General features: G+C 47.2%; 21 protein-coding genes. 16 read left to right on the plus strand and 5 right to left on the minus strand.

Annotated features, from left to right (window positions below; all coding sequences use genetic code 11):
- The first annotated feature begins 10 nt into the window (after nucleotides 1–10).
- The 10 genes from ccoO (at nucleotide 11) to ttcA (ending at nucleotide 8,573) form a co-directional block, all read left to right on the plus strand.
- Complete coding sequence (gene ccoO / locus VPR01S_RS00215; RefSeq protein ID WP_021703264.1) at nucleotides 11–631, plus strand: cytochrome-c oxidase, cbb3-type subunit II; 621 nt, start codon at nucleotides 11–13, stop codon at nucleotides 629–631.
- A 9-nt stretch (nucleotides 632–640) separates the two neighbouring features.
- Nucleotides 641–814 carry a CcoQ/FixQ family Cbb3-type cytochrome c oxidase assembly chaperone gene (locus tag VPR01S_RS00220; RefSeq protein WP_021703265.1) on the plus strand — a complete coding sequence of 58 codons (174 nt, stop codon included), beginning with the start codon at nucleotides 641–643 and terminating at the stop codon, nucleotides 812–814.
- The gene (gene ccoP, locus VPR01S_RS00225) at nucleotides 814–1,791 is read left to right on the plus strand and encodes a cytochrome-c oxidase, cbb3-type subunit III (RefSeq protein ID WP_021703266.1); all 978 of its coding nucleotides are present in this window, start codon (nucleotides 814–816) and stop codon (nucleotides 1,789–1,791) included. Before VPR01S_RS00220 ends, ccoP begins: the two co-directional genes overlap by 1 nt.
- An 86-nt stretch (nucleotides 1,792–1,877) precedes the next feature.
- Nucleotides 1,878–2,354 (plus strand): FixH family protein, encoded by a 477-nt coding sequence (locus VPR01S_RS00230; RefSeq protein ID WP_021703267.1) that lies wholly within the window; start codon nucleotides 1,878–1,880, stop codon nucleotides 2,352–2,354.
- Nucleotides 2,355–2,358: 4 nt separating this feature from the next.
- Complete coding sequence (locus tag VPR01S_RS00235; RefSeq protein ID WP_021703268.1) at nucleotides 2,359–4,731, plus strand: heavy metal translocating P-type ATPase; 2,373 nt, start codon at nucleotides 2,359–2,361, stop codon at nucleotides 4,729–4,731.
- Between the two features lies 1 nt (nucleotide 4,732).
- Nucleotides 4,733–4,900 carry a cbb3-type cytochrome oxidase assembly protein CcoS gene (gene ccoS / locus VPR01S_RS00240; protein WP_021703269.1) on the plus strand — a complete coding sequence of 56 codons (168 nt, stop codon included), beginning with the start codon at nucleotides 4,733–4,735 and terminating at the stop codon, nucleotides 4,898–4,900.
- Nucleotides 4,897–5,577, plus strand: coding sequence for a sulfite exporter TauE/SafE family protein (locus VPR01S_RS00245; RefSeq protein ID WP_021703270.1), 681 nt, complete (start codon nucleotides 4,897–4,899; stop codon nucleotides 5,575–5,577). The genes ccoS and VPR01S_RS00245 overlap by 4 nt, the downstream gene beginning before the upstream one ends.
- An 88-nt stretch (nucleotides 5,578–5,665) precedes the next feature.
- Complete coding sequence (fnr, locus tag VPR01S_RS00250; protein ID WP_021703271.1) at nucleotides 5,666–6,412, plus strand: fumarate/nitrate reduction transcriptional regulator Fnr; 747 nt, start codon at nucleotides 5,666–5,668, stop codon at nucleotides 6,410–6,412.
- Between the two features lie 134 nt (nucleotides 6,413–6,546).
- Nucleotides 6,547–7,494, plus strand: coding sequence for a universal stress protein UspE (gene uspE / locus VPR01S_RS00255; RefSeq protein WP_021703272.1), 948 nt, complete (start codon nucleotides 6,547–6,549; stop codon nucleotides 7,492–7,494).
- A 143-nt stretch (nucleotides 7,495–7,637) separates the two neighbouring features.
- Nucleotides 7,638–8,573 carry a tRNA 2-thiocytidine(32) synthetase TtcA gene (ttcA, locus tag VPR01S_RS00260; protein WP_021703273.1) on the plus strand — a complete coding sequence of 312 codons (936 nt, stop codon included), beginning with the start codon at nucleotides 7,638–7,640 and terminating at the stop codon, nucleotides 8,571–8,573.
- Nucleotides 8,574–8,609: 36 nt separating this feature from the next.
- Here the strand turns inward: ttcA and VPR01S_RS00265 are convergent, their stop codons facing one another.
- From VPR01S_RS00265 to VPR01S_RS00275, 3 genes are read right to left on the minus strand one after another with little or no spacing between them, the layout of a single operon-like run.
- Nucleotides 8,610–9,266, minus strand: coding sequence for a DUF2987 domain-containing protein (locus VPR01S_RS00265; protein WP_021703274.1), 657 nt, complete (start codon nucleotides 9,264–9,266; stop codon nucleotides 8,610–8,612).
- A 9-nt stretch (nucleotides 9,267–9,275) separates the two neighbouring features.
- Nucleotides 9,276–10,064, minus strand: a complete 789-nt coding sequence (locus VPR01S_RS00270) for a glucosaminidase domain-containing protein (protein ID WP_021703275.1) — start codon at nucleotides 10,062–10,064, stop codon at nucleotides 9,276–9,278.
- The gene (locus VPR01S_RS00275; RefSeq protein ID WP_021703276.1) at nucleotides 10,057–10,857 is read right to left on the minus strand and encodes a DUF2189 domain-containing protein; all 801 of its coding nucleotides are present in this window, start codon (nucleotides 10,855–10,857) and stop codon (nucleotides 10,057–10,059) included. Before VPR01S_RS00275 ends, VPR01S_RS00270 begins: the two co-directional genes overlap by 8 nt.
- Nucleotides 10,858–11,152: 295 nt before the next feature.
- Between VPR01S_RS00275 and potA the strand changes: the two genes are divergently transcribed.
- The 6 genes from potA to VPR01S_RS00305 all read left to right on the plus strand — a co-directional run bounded on the left by potA (nucleotide 11,153) and on the right by VPR01S_RS00305 (nucleotide 17,230).
- Nucleotides 11,153–12,313, plus strand: coding sequence for a spermidine/putrescine ABC transporter ATP-binding protein PotA (gene potA / locus VPR01S_RS00280; protein WP_052035716.1), 1,161 nt, complete (start codon nucleotides 11,153–11,155; stop codon nucleotides 12,311–12,313).
- A complete protein-coding gene (gene potB, locus VPR01S_RS00285) occupies nucleotides 12,297–13,154 on the plus strand; it encodes a spermidine/putrescine ABC transporter permease PotB (RefSeq protein WP_021703278.1) in 858 nt (285 codons plus the stop codon). Before potA ends, potB begins: the two co-directional genes overlap by 17 nt.
- Nucleotides 13,154–13,924, plus strand: a complete 771-nt coding sequence (potC, locus tag VPR01S_RS00290; protein WP_021703279.1) for a spermidine/putrescine ABC transporter permease PotC — start codon at nucleotides 13,154–13,156, stop codon at nucleotides 13,922–13,924. Before potB ends, potC begins: the two co-directional genes overlap by 1 nt.
- 119 nt (nucleotides 13,925–14,043) lie before the next feature.
- Nucleotides 14,044–15,078, plus strand: a complete 1,035-nt coding sequence (locus VPR01S_RS00295; RefSeq protein WP_021703280.1) for an extracellular solute-binding protein — start codon at nucleotides 14,044–14,046, stop codon at nucleotides 15,076–15,078.
- A 217-nt stretch (nucleotides 15,079–15,295) separates the two neighbouring features.
- Nucleotides 15,296–16,333, plus strand: coding sequence for an extracellular solute-binding protein (locus VPR01S_RS00300; RefSeq protein ID WP_021703281.1), 1,038 nt, complete (start codon nucleotides 15,296–15,298; stop codon nucleotides 16,331–16,333).
- Between the two features lie 111 nt (nucleotides 16,334–16,444).
- Nucleotides 16,445–17,230, plus strand: coding sequence for a GGDEF domain-containing protein (locus VPR01S_RS00305; protein ID WP_021703282.1), 786 nt, complete (start codon nucleotides 16,445–16,447; stop codon nucleotides 17,228–17,230).
- On the opposite strand, the gene cobB is transcribed toward VPR01S_RS00305, so the two are convergent.
- Entirely contained in the window at nucleotides 17,227–17,964 is a 738-nt protein-coding gene (gene cobB / locus VPR01S_RS00310) for a Sir2 family NAD+-dependent deacetylase (RefSeq protein WP_021703283.1), read from the minus strand. The genes VPR01S_RS00305 and cobB overlap by 4 nt on opposite strands.
- A 158-nt stretch (nucleotides 17,965–18,122) precedes the next feature.
- Nucleotides 18,123–19,340 carry an ammonium transporter gene (locus VPR01S_RS00315; RefSeq protein ID WP_021703284.1) on the minus strand — a complete coding sequence of 406 codons (1,218 nt, stop codon included), beginning with the start codon at nucleotides 19,338–19,340 and terminating at the stop codon, nucleotides 18,123–18,125.
- Nucleotides 19,341–19,598 lie beyond the last annotated feature (258 nt).

Consider the following 19,598-nt stretch of genomic DNA (forward strand, 5'->3'; position numbering starts at 1 on the left):
AGATTTAAGAATGAGCAGTAATTCGAACAATCGCCACGAAGTTGTTGAACGTAATGTTGGCTTGCTGGCTATCGGCATCGTGTTTGCGATCAGTCTTGGGGCGTTGGTGGAAATCACGCCGCTGATTTTCCAGAAACAAACCACTGAACCGGTTGAAAACCTGAAGCCTTATACAGCGCTACAGATGGAAGGTCGTGATATCTACATCCGTGAAGGCTGTAACGTATGTCACAGCCAGATGGTGCGCCCATTCCGTTCGGAAACAGAGCGTTATGGCCATTACTCTGTGGCTGGGGAAAGTGTTTGGGAACACCCATTCCTGTGGGGCTCTAAACGTACTGGCCCGGATTTGGCTCGTGTGGGTGGTCGTTACTCTGATGAGTGGCACCGTGTCCACCTGACTGACCCTCGAGAGTTGGTTCCTGAGTCAAACATGCCAGGTTTCCCTTGGCTGGCTGAGAATACGCTTGACGGCAAGTACACTCAGAAAAAACTGGAACTATTCCGCGATAAATTTGGTGTTCCTTACACAGATGAGCAAATCGCTAATGCAGCGAAAGACGTAGAAGGTAAAACAGAGATGGATGCACTCATCGCTTATCTTCAGTCTCTTGGTCATTCAATGAAGTAAGGAGGGATTATGGACATCGGTACTATTCACAGTATTTGGACCATAGTGATATTTGTTTGCTTTATCGGCGTGGTTTGGTGGGCTTTCGGCAAAAGCCGTAAAAGCCGCTTTGAAGAAGACGCCAATATGATTTTTGCAGACGAAGAACAAGCACCCTCTAAAGAACATGGAGTGACTAAGTAATGACTACATTTTGGAGTCTTTGGATCATCATCATTACTGTCGGTACGCTCGTTGGCTGTGCTGCACTGCTCTTCTGGTGCCTGAAAGATAAAATGGGTGTGGAAGAAGGTGACGACATGGGCCACGAGTACGACGGTATTCGTGAGTTGAACAACCCTCTGCCGAAATGGTGGAGCTACCTTTTCGTAAGTACGTTCATTTTTGCCGCCGTTTATCTGACTCTTTATCCGGGTCTGGGTAGTTTCAAAGGCGTGCTGGGCTGGCAGAGCTCGGATCAAACCGTTCGTTCAATTGAGCAATCTCGTGAATCTATCGCGAAAGCTCAACAGAGCAAAGAGCTGGTTCAATATGCTAAAGAGCTGGATGACGCAGATGCGTACTTTGGTGCGGCATTTAAGAAACTGGCATACACCGACAATGGTCAACTGCGCCCGATTCCGGAAATCGCAGCTGATTCTGAAGCCGTTAAAGTAGGCCAGCGTCTGTTTCTGCAGAACTGTTCTCAGTGTCACGGCTCTGATGCACGCGGTCAGAAAGGGTTTCCTAACCTAACAGATAATGCGTGGCTGTACGGCGGTGAACCAGAAGCGATTGTAACCACCATTATGCATGGTCGTATCGGCCAGATGCCTTCTTGGATCGATGCTCTCGGTGAGCAGGGTGTTCAGGAAGTGGTTAGCTACACCTTGAGCCTGTCTGGACGTTCGGTAAATGCACGTGAAGCGGAAGCGGGTAAATCGCGTTTTGTTGTCTGTGCTGCGTGTCATGGTACTGACGGCAAAGGTAACCCGGCTGTTGGTGCGCCGGATCTTACCGATCAAGATTGGTTATTCGGCGGTACTCGCGCTGACGTAACTGAAACCGTTACACATGGACGTTCTGGCGTGATGCCTGCCTGGAAGGACATTCTTGGCGAAGATAAAGTTCAATTGGTTGCTTCCTATGTCTGGAGTTTGAGTAACTCTGACAATAAGTAACATTTCAATAACAGCCCCTTTCTAAGGGGCTGTCTTTCCTATAAATTTGTGGCCCTTTCTTTCATTTTGTCGTTGAGAACTTTTTTATGGTAAAGCCTTGGTATAAACAATTCTGGCCGTGGTTTCTAATTATTCTTCCTCTTACCGTGGTCGTTTGGACAATTCTTACAGTGATCGTTTTTTCACAAAATTCAGTGTCTCTGGTGACCGAGGATTACTATAAAAAAGGCAAGGGAATCAATATTGATCTATCGAAAATCAATGTTGCCAAAGAGCTGGGTTTGAGTGCTCAGGTCGAGTCTGATGGTCACGATATCGTGATCCGTTTTAATAAAGGCGAGCTGGACCACTATCCTGCCATTTCTGCACTGTTTGCCCATCGAACCCTGGCGGACCGAGATTTTACCCAGTTGGTCACTGCGGATGCCAAAGGTCAGTACCGCATCAAGCTGTCGGAAGAGCTTCAAGGCCCTTGGTTTATCGAACTCACCCCACATGATGACTCATGGCTAATACAAGGTCGTGTCACCTTCCCTACCACTGAAATCCTACTGATGAACTGACGCTATGTGCAAAACGTGTTATCACTGCGGTGAAGAGGTACCAGTCAACACGGACTTCAATGTTGAGATTCTTGGTGAAGTTAGAGGCATGTGTTGTCCGGGTTGCCAAACCGTCGCTCAGACTATTGTTGATAGTGGTTTGGTCTCCTACTACCAATATCGCACCGCGCCAGCGGATAAAGTGGATCTGGTTCCGGAGCAGCTTCAGACCCTGATTCACTATGACAATGATGACGTACAGGCTGAATTTGTTCGTCATAATGACGATCTCTCAGAGGTGACCTTGTCACTTGAGGGGGTCTCATGTGCTGCATGTGCCTGGTTGATAGAAAAACAGGTCTCCTCTCATACCGGTGTGGTCGCGATCCGAGTCAATACAACGACCAACCGAGCGTTGCTCAAATGGAACAAAACTCAGACTCGTTTAAGTGAACTGCTTTCCGTTATTCATCAACTGGGTTACAAAGCCGCGCCATTCGAAGCCGATAAGCAGGAAGCCTCTTACCATCGATCGATGAAGCAATACCTGTATCGGTTGGGGATTGCGGGTTTGGCGACCATGCAGGTAATGATGCTGGCTGTCGCGCTGTATCTGGAAGTGTTTGGTGATTTAGATACGGAGTTTAAGAACTACTTCCGTTGGGTCAGTTTGATTTTTGCTACACCTGTGCTGCTCTACTCCGCGCTGCCGTTCTATCTCAATGCGTGGCGCAGTATTCGAGGCAGAACGCTCGGAATGGATGTTCCGGTTTCCATTGCACTCATTTTTGCCTACGTAGCCAGTTTGGTGGCGACAGTAACAGAAAAAGGCGAAGTGTTCTTCGAGTCTATCTCGATGTTCACGTTCTTCTTGTTGGTCGGACGTTTTCTCGAAATGCGTGCCCGGCGTAAAGCCGCAGCCGCAAGTGGGAATTTACTGAAACTGATACCAGCGATTGCGACCAAGCTGGACGGGACACAAATACCGGTCAAAACACTAAAGCCGGGTGACCACATTCGGGTGCTGCCGGGTGAGCACGTTCCGGCGGACGGAGTTGTGTTGTCCGGACGTGTGCACATCGACGAATCCATGCTGACGGGGGAATCCGTACCAGTGGTGAAAAACACGGGCGATGCGGTATATGCCGGTACACTTAATGGCGAGGAAGCGTTTGACCTCAATGTCGCGGCTACCAAGGCTGAGTCTGTGATTTCAAACATCGTTCGTCTTCAGGACGAAGCTCAGATGTCTAAGCCGAAAATCGCCGAGATAGCGGATGTAGTTGCACGCTATTTTGTGGCCGTGATTCTGATCATTGCGGCTTTTACCTGGTGGTATTGGCATGAAACCAAACCGGAAGACGCATTTTGGATCATGTTGTCTGTGCTGGTCGCAACCTGTCCGTGTGCCCTTTCGTTGGCGACGCCGACGGCTCTGACTTGTGCGACATCGCGCATGAGCAACTTTGGTATATTGTTGCGTAAGAGTCACGTGTTTGAGACGTTGTGTAAGGTCAACCATCTGGTCGTTGATAAAACCGGCACACTCACCCACGGTGACATTGTTTTGAAAGACACCCTGGTGCATGGTAAATACAGTGCTGAGCAAGTGCTGGCCATAGCGGCGGCGTTGGAAGCCCACGCTAACCATCCGATCGCTCGTGCTTTTAAGCCCTACTTTGATCATGCCATTGAAGTGACACAGGTCGAGAACATTATCGGCTCGGGTATCGAAGGCCATTATCTTGGAAGTACGGTCCGAATTGGCAGTCCAGATTTTGTATTGCGCGATACTACGCAGTCTGTCTCGAATGGTATTTATCTCTCTTTGGATGGTGAACTTATCGCGACCTTCACCTATCAAGATCCTATTCGCAAAGAAAGTGCTCTGCTGATCGAGAAGTTTCAGCAAGCAGGTATTCAAACCACCTTGCTGACTGGCGACACTCAGCAAAACGCTGATGTGGTCGCGAATCAGATCGGTATAGACACCGTCGTGGCCGGAGCGAAACCAGAAGATAAACTGGCGTACCTGAAGTCGCAGGATAGTGGCCACATTTCGATGATGATCGGCGACGGAATCAATGATGCGCCAACTCTGGCTGGGGCCCATCTATCCGTCGCGATGGGTGGCGGTACCGATGTCGCCAAAGCGTCTGCAGACATGGTATTACTCGGTGATAAGTTGGATAAGCTACTTGAAGCGCGTAACCTGGCGCTAAAAACCCGCCGCATTATCCGCGAAAACCTTGCGTGGTCTCTGGGATACAATCTATTGATTTTGCCGTTAGCTGTGGCCGGCTTAGTTGCGCCTTATGTGGCTGTGGTCGGTATGTCTGCAAGCTCAATTATAGTAGTATCGAACTCTCTGCGTTTGCTTAAAGAAAAGGGGCGATAAAATGGAAAGCCTGTATATTCTGATTCCGATTGCGATTGTACTGGTCGCAGTCGCGGCCGCTATCTTCCTATGGGCAGTGAAGAGCGAGCAGTTTGAAGATCTAGAGCGTCAGGGACACAACATTTTGTTTGACGAAGATGAGCACCCTCAGGAGAAAGATCGGCAATGAGCCCGGATTTTCTTGGGGCCTTTGTGATTGGTGTTGTCGGCGCTGGCCATTGTATGGGTATGTGTGGTGGCTTAGCTTCCCTGCTCTCCCTTGGTCAGCAATCCCATAGTAAACAACGAGTTATTCCCCTGCTTTATAATACTGGCCGCCTCATCAGTTATGCTCTGGTTGGCGCGCTTGTCGGCGGTTCTGTGTCCACATTGGCTGAAGTCAGCGAACTTAATTCCGCCTTGATTTGGCTCCGTTTAATAGCCGCTATTTTTATGATTTTGCTGGCGTGCTATTTAGGCCGATGGTGGAATGGCTTGCTGCAAGTAGAGAAATTGGGTCAATCTGTCTGGCGCTATATCTCTCCTGTGGGCAAATCACTTCTGCCATTAAAATCTTCATTGCATGCCTTGCCATTCGGTGTGATCTGGGGCTGGTTGCCTTGCGGTTTAGTTTATTCGACACTGACCTGGTCTGCGGTTTCCGGTAGTGCGGTTAACGGCGCGCTAATCATGCTGGCATTCGGAGCAGGTACCCTTCCCGCCATGCTGTTCGTAGGCTATGGCGCCAACTATTTTCAGAAAATCCAACAGTCCGGCCTGTTTCGCAATATCAGCGCATTTTTAATCTTGGGTTATGGTGTGTATACTGCCTTCGGCGCATTAACCATTTTGTCATCTGCGGCTTAGCCAGCTGTTTTTAAGACGCTTTTTTAACTATCCTTTGTGGTTAATGGGTGCTAAAATATTGATGTAAATCAAATAGTGAAAGGTTGTTATGATTTCTGAAAAACCTGCTACAAAACGCATTCAATCTGGTGGTTGTGCCATTCACTGTCAAGATTGTAGTATCAGTCAACTCTGCATTCCGTTTACGCTCAACGAAGCTGAGCTGGATCAGCTTGATCAAATTATCGAGCGCAAAAAGCCGATTCAAAAAGGTCAGGAACTGTTTAAAGCAGGTGACGATCTGAAATCGCTTTACGCCATCCGCTCAGGTACGATCAAAAGCTATACCATCACAGAACAGGGTGACGAGCAGATCACTGCGTTCCACTTAGCCGGTGACTTGGTTGGTTTTGATGCGATTACTGGAGACAGCCACCCAAGCTTTGCTCAGGCTCTTGAAACATCGATGGTGTGTGAGATTCCGTACGAAATTCTGGATGACCTGTCAGGCAAAATGCCAAAGCTTCGTCAGCAAATCATGCGCCTGATGAGTAACGAAATTAAAGGCGACCAGGAAATGATCCTGTTGCTTTCAAAGAAAAACGCAGAAGAGCGTCTGGCGGCTTTCCTTTACAACCTCTCTACTCGCTTCTCCCAACGTGGCTTTAGTCCTCGTGAGTTCCGTTTAACCATGACACGTGGTGATATCGGCAACTATCTGGGTTTAACCGTAGAAACGATTTCTCGCCTTCTGGGCCGTTTCCAGAAATCAGAAATTTTGAGTGTGAAAGGCAAATACATCACTATTTTGAATCATGATGCCCTGATGGAATTAGCTGGCGTAACGTCAGAATAGTCAGTAATCTCAATGATGTAGCTCAAAGCTGAGCTACATCATAAATCTCCTCGCTTCTTCCCTTTTTTTCTAAACGTTCTCAACGATTTGCGCTACAGTAATCTTATGGTTCTCCTCCACGTTAAGGAGCTGGTATGAGTATCTATAGCAAAATTCTTGTTGTTGCTGACATCAATCATGATGAACAACCGGCGTTAGCCCGCGCAGTGCAACTGGCCGAGAAAAGCCGGTCTCGCAGCAGTGTGACTTTTTTCCTTTCCATTTATGATTTCTCCTACGACATGACCTCCATGCTTTCTGCAGAAGAGCGTGATGCAATGCGACGTGGTGTGATTCATCAGCGTGAGCAGTGGATGAGAAAAGTCGCAGAGCCATACATCAACAATTCGTTTGACTTCAATGTTGTCGTGGTCTGGCATAATCGCCCTTACGAGGCCATTATTGCCGAGGTCTTTTCAAACAGTCATGACATTCTGATCAAAGGCACCCGCAAACACGACGTGCTTGAATCGGTTATTTTCACCCCGACAGACTGGCATTTGTTGCGTAAATGCCCTTGCCCGGTCTTGCTGGTTAAAAATGCATATTGGCCTGAAGATGCCAATGTGATTGCGTCTGTTCATGTGGGATCTGAAAACGACACCCACCTGGACCTCAACGATCGTATGGTGGAACAGTTGCAAAACATAGCAGATCGGTTTGGCGCGACGCCTTATTTGGTCAATGCTTATCCGGTTACGCCAGCCAATATTACGATTGAGCTCCCCGAGTTTGATCCGGCAACCTATACGGATGCCGTACGTGGCCATCATTTAACGTCCATGAAAGCACTACGCCAAAAACACGGTATTGCAGAAGAGCAAACCATCGTGGAGCAAGGCTTGCCTGAAGACGTGATACCAGAAGCGGCGGAGAAACTCAGTGCCGCCATGGTGATTCTCGGCACCACAGGACGTACAGGGCTGTCCGCTGTCTTTATTGGTAACACTGCTGAGCATGTTATCGATAAAATTAATTGTGATGTTCTGGCACTGAAACCCGCAGGTTACATCAGCCCGCTCGACCCGAACGAAGCCATCTGATGTGAATCCGAATCCGACAGTGAAAATCCCCGTTTGATACCGGGGATTTTTTTGTTCTAAGTACCGATTAGATCTGGTATCTCGCCTATATATCCGTATCATACGCACTTCATTTTTAATCACTGAATCAAGACTGCAAGCTGATGACTGAGCAAACTCAAGAGCGCACCAAAGCTCAACAATACAACTTCAATAAACTTCAGAAGCGTCTGCGCCGCAATACTGGCCAGGCTATCGCTGATTTTAATATGATTGAAGATGGCGACCGCATTATGGTGTGTCTGTCCGGTGGTAAAGACAGCTTTACCATGCTGGAGATCTTGATGAGTCTGCAAAAGAGCGCGCCAGTCTCGTTTGAACTGATAGCGGTAAACCTGGATCAGAAACAACCAGGGTTTCCTGAGCACATTCTACCTGAGTATCTCGATAGCTTAGGTGTAGAGTACAAGATCGTTGAAGAAGATACTTACTCCATCGTTCAGGATAAAATCCCGGAAGGTAAAACCACCTGCTCTCTTTGTTCACGTTTGCGCCGCGGTATTTTATACCGCACGGCGAAAGAACTGGGCGCTACAAAAATCGCATTGGGCCACCATCGTGACGACATCATTGAAACGCTGTTCCTGAACATGTTCTACGGCGGTAAAATGAAAGGCATGCCACCAAAACTGGTATCAGACAATGGTGAACACGTGGTGATTCGTCCACTGGCATATTGCCGTGAAAAAGACATTATTAAGTACTCTGAAATGCGTGCGTATCCGATCATCCCATGTAACCTGTGTGGCTCTCAACCAAACATGCAACGTCAGAACATCAAACAGATGTTGAATACCTGGGACAAGCAATTTCCAGGGCGTATTGAAACGATGTTCCGCGCGATGCAGAATGTGGTACCGAGCCATCTGGCGGATTTCGAGCTGTTTGACTTTAAATCGATCAATCGTGACTCTGGTGTAATCAACGGTGGCGATATCGGCTTTGATAAAGAAGAGATGCCGGCTCAGGTGATGGACGATGAAGAGCGCGTTCAGGAGTTCGATCCGAGCCTGAAGTTAGATGTGACAACGATTTCTTGATGCTAAAAAAGGTGACCCAAGAGGTCACCTTTTTTATTACTTCTTTGCCTTGGGTAAATACGGAAGCACCCTGACGGTGTTTTCCGGTAAGATCATGTACCCGCCTTCGCCAATATCCGCCAACGCCACCTGAGCTTTGCCATTTTCAATGGCAATCGTGCGACCATCAGAAAGCTGGATCTCGCTGGTTAACTTGCTCGCAAACTCCAGTGTGACTCCCTCAACATCGGGCGTAAACCAGCTGGCAAACATGCCTCCCAAATCTTCTAGAATGGTCTGCATTTGCGGCAACAGCTTTTTGACCTCTTCGTAAGTCACTTTACCGTTCAGTGGTTCTTTGGTCATAACCACCATAGAAAAATCACACCGCTGATCCATTGGAGTGTGTACGAAGACCAAAGGATTGGCTTTACGCAAATTGTTGTCCAGCGGCACGATTAACTCTTTGTGAGGAGAGATGGTTAACTCTTCGTAATGTTCTTCTTTTTCCATCCAGGCTTTTTCAATGTTGCACAGCTGCTTGGAGTCGGCGTTGACAAAGAAGAAGCCCACTTTGACGTCATCGTGCCCTTCTTTGCTGTTGGCTTTCATCTGAGAAAACAACTTGGAGTACGTGAACATGTATTCTTGAGCCTGACTTGGGAAGCCCATCAGCATGGTTGTTGCCAGTAAAGCGAGAGGTAGTTTTTTCATATCCTGTTCTTATTCTTCTATCCAGTATGGTTCATTGTGTCGCATCATAGCCCGCAGATCGTTCACGTACTGCTGACCACGCTCTGAGTATTTCGTCAGCCCTTCACTCATCGCCATTGCGGCGTCCAGGCTCAACAAGTCATCACCTCGTTTATGCAGTTGATAGCGTATTTCCCGCAGATCATGATACGCCTGATTACGGTTCACATTCATGAAGTAGCCATGAATGGACTGTTGGGCGGAGCGGAATTTCTTTACTTCGTGGGTCATACCGTCCGGACGTTGGGACGGAACCAGCCCACAGCCTGCGGTATAGCACCACTGACCAAAATAATTGTTGGCTTCCCGGGCAAAACGAGAGGTTCCCCACGCCGATTCATTGGCAGCCTGAGTTAAGACTAACGCTTCTGGAATCACATCAACCCGGTGCAACATGTCAGCCAGCCAGTTTTCATCCACTCCTTGGGCCGGAAGCTCGGTGTCGTACAACTTACCCAGGCGTTTAGCATATTCGGTATCTTCGTCGGTCAGTTGAGACGACCGATACTTCTTGTCAATTGACTCAAGTCTTATACGCTCTTTGAGGATGCGCTGATTCTCAAGCGCAATCCCGGGTTTGAGGTAGCTGAAAAACTGGTGCTTTCGTGTTGTGACATCTTGAATCGAGGCAAAGTCAGGTGCTTCGCCGACTTTGTGTCCTTCGAGACTAACCGATTCTTGCGGCGCTTGCGCGTAATACAAACTGCAGCTGGCGATAAGGCCAGCTGCTGTAAGACTAATGAGGAGTTTTTTATGCATCAAAGAATGGAGAGCCTTTGTTCTGGTCGTTATTGCTTGAGTTATCCGTCGCGACAATTTTCAGGCGAATGCCGAACATGTTACGGTAAATAATACCTTTAACATGGAAAAAGAACGGAAGCACGAAAATCAGTCCAATTCCGTAAAACATTGCTGCTGCGATGAACATCAGCATTAATAGCAGGTAAATGCCCGCCAAGACAAAAATCTTTTTGTTAACGGCACGCAGTGACAACAGCAATGCCTGCATTGGCGGAATACGTTTTTCACAGATTAACAAAATCGTATTGCTGAAAGCCAGTGACAGATACATCGATAAAAACGGCAGAATCATTCCGGCTAGCCACTGCAACAATAAACTGAACAATGTAGCGAGAATGACCGGAACGGTAAACTGAAGTCCTTTCGTTATGTGGCGTGATTTGGTGTTGAGACCGGCTGCATGGCTCATAGCCATCATACAAATGCCTGCGTAGATAGGCGCACTGATGACTTCGTAACTGAAGTTGGCGATGAAAATTGCCTGAAATACACCGGGATCCATGTTTTCCGGATCCACCACGATATTGAAAATTACCGACGGATCACCCAGTTGCAATTTCAATGCGACGTAGAAAATCGCGATCTGCACGACCAGTAGCATCACAATCGCCGGGGAGAAGGAAAGAAAATGCTTAATCGTATGGTTCCAGGCTTCTTTGAATACATCCGCTGCTTTCAAGTCATACTGGCCTGAAATCGCCGTTTCGATGTTACCGCCTAAGTTAATGTCTTTCTCGAAGTCACTGTTCATATAAATTCCAAGGTGCTCGCCACGATCGCATTCACCTGATGTGTTGGTAATAGATTGATGTAATTATACTGAAATGTTCGCGACTCTAAAATTGAGATCACGGACCTGTGCTTGCTTTCTCATCCGGATGGTCGATAATTAAACACTTGTTTATCTTGTATAAAGCATAAAGTCAGTATGGTAAAAAAAGTTTACTTTCACCTGCAAAATATTTTGTGTTTCAAGATGAGAAAAGACTATGAATTCACACTTATGGTGATTATGATGCGCGCCTCAAGTGTATAACGACAGGTCAATTACCCCCGGAAAAGCCGGAGACCAAGGTGGAGAAAAACAGACGTTGAAAGCTAAACAACCAGCAGGACAACCAGTTATCCGCTTAACTGGAATCAGCAAGAGCTTCGATGGCAAGGAAATCATCGGCAACTTAAATCTAGACGTAAACCATGGCGAATTTCTAACCATTCTCGGGCCTTCAGGCTGTGGTAAAACGACAGTATTAAGGATGATTGCGGGGTTTGAAACCGCAGACAATGGCAACATTATCCTTGATAATCAAGATGTGACTGACTTACCTGCTGAGCAGCGACACGTAAATACTGTTTTTCAAAGTTATGCCCTATTCCCGCACATGACGGTGTTTGAGAACGTCGCGTTTGGCCTGCGCATGCAGAAAGTCGCTTCCTCAGACATCGAACCACGCGTGATGGAAGCTCTGCGTATGGTGCGTCTGGAAAAGATGGCCCAGCGCAAACCTCATCAACTTTCTGGTGGTCAGCAGCAACGTATTGCGATCGCTCGCGCGGTGGTGAATAAGCCCAAAGTTCTGCTACTCGATGAATCCCTCTCGGCTCTGGATTACAAATTACGTAAACAGATGCAAATTGAGCTTAAACAACTTCAGCGTCAACTGGGTATCACGTTTATTTTCGTCACGCACGATCAGGAAGAAGCCCTGTCGATGTCTGACCGTATCATTGTGATGCGTGAGGGCGTGATTGAACAGGACGGCTCTCCGCGCGAGATCTACGAAGAGCCGAAAAATCTGTTTGTGGCTCGCTTTATCGGCGAGATCAACGTATTTCATGCCGACATGGTAGAACGCCTGGACGAACAACGTATCCGCGCAGACATTGAAGGTGTCGAATCAGTCGTCTACTACGATAAACCGGCACAAGCGGGTGACAAACTTCAGGTGTTGTTGCGCCCGGAAGATTTACGTATTGAAGAAATCAAAGAGTCTGAAGAGCGCGGTATCGTTGGACACGTCACTGAGCGTACCTACAAAGGTATGACGCTGGATTCTGTGATTGAGCTTGAATCTGGTATGCGCGTTATGGTCAGCGAGTTCTTTAATGAAGACGATCCCGATGTGGATCACTCTTTGGGGCAGAAAGTCGCCATCACTTGGGTTGAAAGCTGGGAAGTGGTATTGAACGATGAGCATAAAGCTTAATTTGCAAAATGCGATTATCGCATTGATTGTAGGTTGGTTGGGTCTGTTCGTTCTGATCCCCAACCTCATGATTATCGGCACGAGTTTTCTGACGCGTGATGAGGCAAATCTGATCGAGATTACCTTCACGCTGGACAACTACGTGCGTTTGGCGGATCCCTTGTACGCAAAAGTGCTGATGCACTCATTCTACATGGCGATCATCGCAACCTTGATCTGTTTAGTGATTGGTTATCCATTTGCCTACATCGTCGCAAAAATGCCGCCAAAGTGGCGCCCTTTCATGTTGTTTCTGGTGATTGTGCCGTTTTGGACGAACTCTCTTATCCGTACCTACGGCCTTAAAATCGTACTTGGAACTCAAGGGATCCTGAATAAAAGCCTGATGTACCTGGATATCATCGATAAACCACTGCGTTTGATGTATACCGAAACAGCGGTCATGATCGGTCTTGTTTATATCCTGCTGCCATTTATGATTCTGCCGCTCTACTCTGCTATCGAAAAGTTGGACGGCACTTACATTGAAGCGGCTCGCGATCTGGGTGCCAACAAGATACAGACTCTGACAAAAGTGATTCTGCCGTTAACCATGCCTGGCATCATCGGTGGGTGTTTGTTAGTTCTGCTGCCAGCTCTGGGGATGTTCTACATCTCTGACCTGTTGGGCGGCGCTAAGAACCTGCTCATTGGTAATGTGATTAAAAGTCAGGTGCTTAACGCGCGTGATTGGCCGTTTGGTGCGGCAACCAGTATTGCACTTACCGTGGCGATGGCCATCATGCTTTACGCTTACTATCGCGCCGGGAAACTGTTGAATAAGAAAGTGGAGCTGGACTAATGGGACGTACAGTTAGATTTAGCTTTATGACTCTGGTATATGCATTTTTGTATCTGCCAATCATCGTGTTGATTGTAAACTCGTTTAATGCCAATAAGTTCGGTATGAAATGGGGCGGATTTACCACTAAATGGTATGAGACCCTGGTCAACAACGACAGCCTGATGCAAGCGGCTTGGCACTCTCTTAATGTTGCTGTCTTTTCTGCAACGGCTGCAACCATTATTGGTAGCCTTACTGCTGTTGCCCTATTCCGCTACCAGTTTAAGGGAAAAGCAGCGGTCAACGGTATGCTGTTTGTGGTTATGATGTCCCCGGATATTGTGATGGCAATTTCATTGTTGGCACTGTTCTTGGTTATAGGGGCGCAACTGGGCTTCTTCACCCTGTTAGTTGCACACATCACATTCTGTCTGCCTTTTGTGGTTGTTACCGTCTACAGTCGTTTGAACGGTTTTGATGTCAAAATGCTGGAAGCGGCAAAAGATTTGGGAGCCAGTGAATGGACCATTCTGAATAAGATCATCCTTCCACTGGCAAAACCGGCTGTTGCTGCCGGTTGGTTATTGAGCTTTACCCTGTCTCTGGATGACGTGATCATCAGTTCATTCGTGACCGGACCAACTTATGAAATTCTGCCGCTTAAAATTTATTCAATGGTGAAAGTGGGGATCTCTCCAGAGGTGAATGCCCTTGCTACCATTATGTTGGTTGTTTCTTTAGCTTTGGTGATCATTTCTCAGTTGTTAGCCAGAGAAAAAGTGAAGTAAAATTCACGAGTGATTGAAAGAATCAACACTACGAACAGAATGGCATTTTTGTCATTCTGTTTTTCTATCTAACGCCTATAGTTATGCAATGGGCAACGTTTGGTTTGGAGCTAACGTAAATGAAAAAATGGGCTACTTTATTAGCTGGTAGTGCATGTGCGCTGTCTTTGTTCTCAGGAACAGTTCAGGCGGACGAAAACAAGGAACTGGTATTTATGAACTGGGGGCCGTACATCAACAGCAGCCTTCTGGAACAATTTACCAAAGAAACAGGTATCAAAGTCATCTACTCGACTTACGAGTCGAACGAGACTTTGTATGCCAAGCTAAAGACGCATAATCAGGGTTACGATTTGGTTGTGCCGTCCACCTACTTCGTATCGAAGATGCGTGATGAAGGCATGCTACAGAAGATCGACAAATCGAAGCTGTCGAACTTCAAAAACCTGGATCCTAACTATCTGGATAAACCTTACGATCCAAACAACGACTACTCTATTCCACACGTCGTCGCTATTACGGGATTGGCGGTCAATACTGATATGTACGATCCAGAAGATTTCCAAAGCTGGGCGGACTTGTGGAAGCCGGAACTTGAAGGCCAACTGATGCTGATGGATGACACGCGTGAAGTGTTCCATATTGCACTGCGTAAACTGGGTTACTCTGGTAATACCACAGACGACAAGCAGATCGACGAAGCCTATGAAGAACTCAAGAAGCTGATGCCTAACGTTCTGGTGTTTAACTCTGACAACCCTGCTGCGCCATACCTGTCTGGTGAAGTCGGTTTAGGTATGCTGTGGAACGGCAGCGCGGCAGCGGCTCAAAAAGAAGGCTTGCCACTGAAGTTAGTTTTCCCGAAAGAAGGCGGTATCGGCTGGGTTGATAACTTTGCGATTACATCAACAGCGAAGAACGTTGAGGCGGCGCACAAGATGATCGATTTTTTGTTGCGTCCTGAAATTGCGGAACAGATCTCTCGTGACACGGGCTACCTGACCGCGGTGAAGGCGTCAAACGACAAATTCAGTGACATTCCGGCACTGTTCCCTTCCCAGGAAGACCTGGATCGCGTGGAATGGCAAGCGGCTGTGGGGGATAAGACAGTTAAGTATGAAGACTACTTCATGAAACTCAAAGCCGGCCAGTAATGCGTGTTTGCGTTATTGAGTCAGTTTGACGAAATTTAACGCTAACTCATTAAAAATAGGCAGCATTTGCTGCCTATTTTCGTTTGTGACTGATATACTTATGCGTTGCGGCATTTATCTGAATACAGGTAAATGGGTTTCTTGCCTACGGCCAGACTCAAAGAGTTCCAAATTGGATGAGTGTGCTCGGGCTTTGCAAAGCAAAAACGGAAAAGTAATGAAAAGTAAACTGTATGCAAGCGCACTTTGCGCGGCGACAATGTTCGCTTCACCTGCAATGGCGGCTGACCAAGAGTTGTACTTCTATAACTGGTCTGAATACATCCCGAATGAAGTGCTGGAAGACTTCACAAAGGAAACCGGTATTAAGGTGATCTATTCGACGTATGAGTCCAACGAAAGCATGTACGCTAAGTTGAAGACTCAAGGGTCTGGTTACGATCTGGTTGTCCCTTCTACCTACTTCGTATCTAAGATGCGTAAAGAAGGCATGCTACAGAAAATCGACAAGAGCAAGCTTTCTCACTTTGCTGATTTGGATACCAATTTCCTGAATAAACCATTTGATCCAAACAACAACTTCTCGATTCCCTACATTTGGGGCGCGACGGGCATCGGCATCAACTCTGACATGCTGGACAAATCGTCTGTCTCTAAATGGGATGATCTGTGGGACCCTAAATGGGAAGGTCAGTTGATGCTAATGGATGACTCACGTGAAGTCTTCCACATTGCGTTGACAAAGCTTGGCTATTCTCCGAACACCACGAACCCAGATGAAATCAAAGCAGCTTATGAAGAGTTGAAGAAACTGATGCCAAACGTGTTGGTTTTCAACTCAGACTTCCCTGCTAACCCATACCTGGCTGGTGAAGTATCACTGGGTATGCTGTGGAATGGCTCGGCTTACATGGCCCGTCAGGAAGGAGCGTCTATCGACATTATCTGGCCGGAAAAAGGCACGATTTTCTGGATGGATAGCCTGTCTATTCCTGCTGGTGCGAAGAACATCGATGCAGCGCATAAGATGATCGACTTCCTGCTACGTCCAGAAAACGCAGCCAAAATTGCACTGGAAATCGGCTACCCTACACCAGTGAAAACAGCACATGCTCTGCTGCCAAAAGAATTTGCGAATGATCCAATGATCTTCCCTCCGCAATCAGTAATGGACAGCGGTGAATGGCAGGATGAAGTTGGTGAAGCAAGCGTCATCTACGACGAATACTTCCAGAAACTTAAAGTAGATAACTAGTTTTTATCCAAACTATCATTAAAAATGATATAAAGCGGCCTCGGCCGCTTTATTTTTTACCTCAAAATGGCTTAACTTATGTTGAGTTAATTAATAATAAGCGTAACCATTTTGAGATTTCACTCTGCCGCTTTCAACATTATTGTTATTCTCCTCTTCTCTGCAGCCGTTTCGCTGTTGGTTTCTCAGGCTATTGAAGTGGACTCCATCTACGACTTGTTCTTTGAGAGCGGGTCTTTACTGCTGATCGTATACATCTACTTTATTTCGCGAAAAATCATCGGTAGCAACCTGATGTTCGAATCGGGATTCATGCTATTGATTTTCAATAAATGCTACGACCTGGTAACGGAAATTCGCGTCATTGACCGAATTGTCGATCAGCATGAGTTACTCGACTCGCTGCTGGAAGACGGATTATTGCAATTGTCGGTGATCCTGATTGCCGCAGGTGCGACAGAAATCTTCCGCAAAGCGCGCATTGATGCAACGTCAGATGAGCTTACCGGGCTGAAAAATCGCAAGTTACTGACGTCGATACCACTTCGCCAATATGATCTGGTTTATATGGACTTAGACAGCCTCAAGCTCATTAACGACACCTCTGGGCATGCTGAAGGTGATCGGGCTTTGATTCATTTCTCACAAACACTTAAAGAAAACCTAGGCTCTGATGAACAAGCTTTTCGTTTGGGGGGTGATGAATTTATTGTGGTGGTGGCTCGCGGCCGTGGGCAGGCATTCGTCGGCCAGATTGAACAAACGCTCAGGTGCGGGCATCTGGCGTTCAGCTATGGCATTGCAGCCGGAGAAAAACATAACCTGCATCAGGCGATCAAACGCGCTGATGAGGCCATGTATCAAATGAAGCATGCTCGCCGTATGACATCGGTTTAGGCATGTTGTTGTATTGGGTCTTGCAGTGACAGGATTTCCTCAACCAGTTTAGGAACTTCGATGCTGGCCTTGCCATAACGCTTTTCTTCGAACTCACTTTCTACAGCACTCGGCTCAAGGTTGATTTCTATCGTGTGGGCGCCATGCATTCGCGCGTCATGAACAAATCCAGCCGCGGGATACACTACGCCGGACGTGCCTATAGAAATAAACAAATCCGCTTCTTCCAACGATGAGTATATCTCCCCCATTCTAAGCGGCATTTCACCAAACCAAACAACATGAGGTCTCATCTGTGCTGGCATCTGACAACAATGGCATAAATCTCCGGTATGAATGTCATCGTTGTGCTCGACCACTTGATTGGATTCACTGCAACGGGCTTTAAGTAATTCACCATGCATGTGAATCACGTGTGTGCTGCCGCCTCGCTCGTGTAGATTGTCGATGTTCTGGGTGATGACGGTGACTTTACCCTGTAACTCTTTTTCCAGTTTACCCAGAGCAATATGCGCCGCGTTTGGGTGGATGGTGTCACTTTGTAAGTTACGTCGGCGCTGATTATAAAAATCCTGAACCAAATCGGGGTTCCGTTCAAACCCCTCGGGTGTCGCGACGTCTTCGATTCGGTGGTTTTCCCACAGACCATCCTGAGCGCGGAAAGTTTGTATCCCCGACTCTGCTGAAATGCCGGCGCCAGTCAACACGACAATGTTTCGATATGGGAATTTCATGCTACTTCCTTCAACCGTAATAATACATCTAGACTAACACTGTTCGAATAACATCAGAAGTGATACGGATTAGACCATGGTCTAACGCACGGCATGTTTTAAACACCATCCCAGATGGTGGAAATGTTAGGAGCAGCGAGCGCTGCTCCTAATTAATGTTAGTCTTCGTTGACTGAGGAGATTTTATGGATTGCCAGATCGGCGCCATTAAATTCGTCCTCTTCTGAAAGCCTCAGTCCGCACAACTTGTTGAGTAATCCGTACACTAAATAAGCGCCTGATACAGCGATCACAATGCCTGCCACTGTACCCAGCACTTGTACCGTGAGACTTACGCCTCCGAGACCGCCTAAAGCTTGCTGACCGAAGACTCCAGCCGCAATTCCTCCCCACGCTCCGCAAACACCGTGCAGAGGCCACACACCGAGTACGTCATCGATTTTTGTTTTTTGCAAATAAGTGAACAGGTAAACAAACAGCGCGCCCGCCATGGATCCGGTGAGCAATGCGCCGAGCGGATGCATCAGGTCCGATCCAGCACAGACCGCGACCAGTCCAGCCAAAGGACCATTATGAATAAAGCCCGGGTCGTTCTTGCCAGCGATCAATGAAGCGATGATGCCGCCCACCATAGCCATCAAGGAGTTCATTGCCACCAAGCCACTGATCCCATTCAGTGTTTGTGCGGACATAACGTTAAAACCAAACCAACCCACACATAGAATCCAGGCACCAAGTGCCAGAAACGGAATATTCGACGGGGCGAAGTTGGTGTGTTTACCTGCCCGAATGCGTCCTTTACGCATACCGAGGAAACTGACCGCAACGAGGGCAATCCAGCCTCCGACTCCGTGCACTACTACTGAGCCGGCGAAATCGTGAAACCCAGCGCCAAACGTTGATTCGAACCATGTCTGTAGGCCAAAGTTACCGTTCCAGATGATGCCTTCAAACAATGGATAAACCAATCCGACCGTAAAAAACGTAGCAATCACAATGGGATAGAATCGCGCTCGCTCAGCGATACCTCCCGAGACAATCGCCGGGATCGCTGCGGCAAATGTGAGTAGGAAGAAGAACTTCACCAACTGATAGCCGTTATCCTGAGATAAGGTCTGTGCATCAGCAAAAAAATCTGCCCCATAAGCCACCCAATAACCGATAAAAAAATAAGCGATTGCAGAGACGCCAAAATCCGCCAGAATTTTTACCAGCGCGTTTACCTGATTTTTTCGTCGGACGGTCCCTACTTCCAAAAAAGCAAAACCAGCGTGCATCAGAAACACCATAATGGCTCCAAGCAGCAAAAATAAGGTATCTGAACTTTGGGTCAGGGTTTGAACGGCGCCCTGTACCGGACTGACAGTCTCGTTCATTGATTCAATTCTCCATGTCGTGTAGCGCACTTTACCTGTGCGACATTGTTTTTATTTTCACCAAATTGGTGAGTTTATTTATAAAAGTGCCAACACAGCAAAATGCGTTCCAGTTTATTTTAAATAAGGAAAACAAGAAGATCTTGAAAATAAAACTATAAAAATCATGAAGATAAAAATAAGTTCGCATGCGCATGTTTCAAGTTGATAGTGACTTCAACAAGCGAAATGCGCACTATTTAGGTGAGGCTGCACCAT

It is taken from the genome of Vibrio proteolyticus NBRC 13287 (assembly GCF_000467125.1).
Classification (GTDB): Bacteria; Pseudomonadota; Gammaproteobacteria; order Enterobacterales; family Vibrionaceae; genus Vibrio; species Vibrio proteolyticus.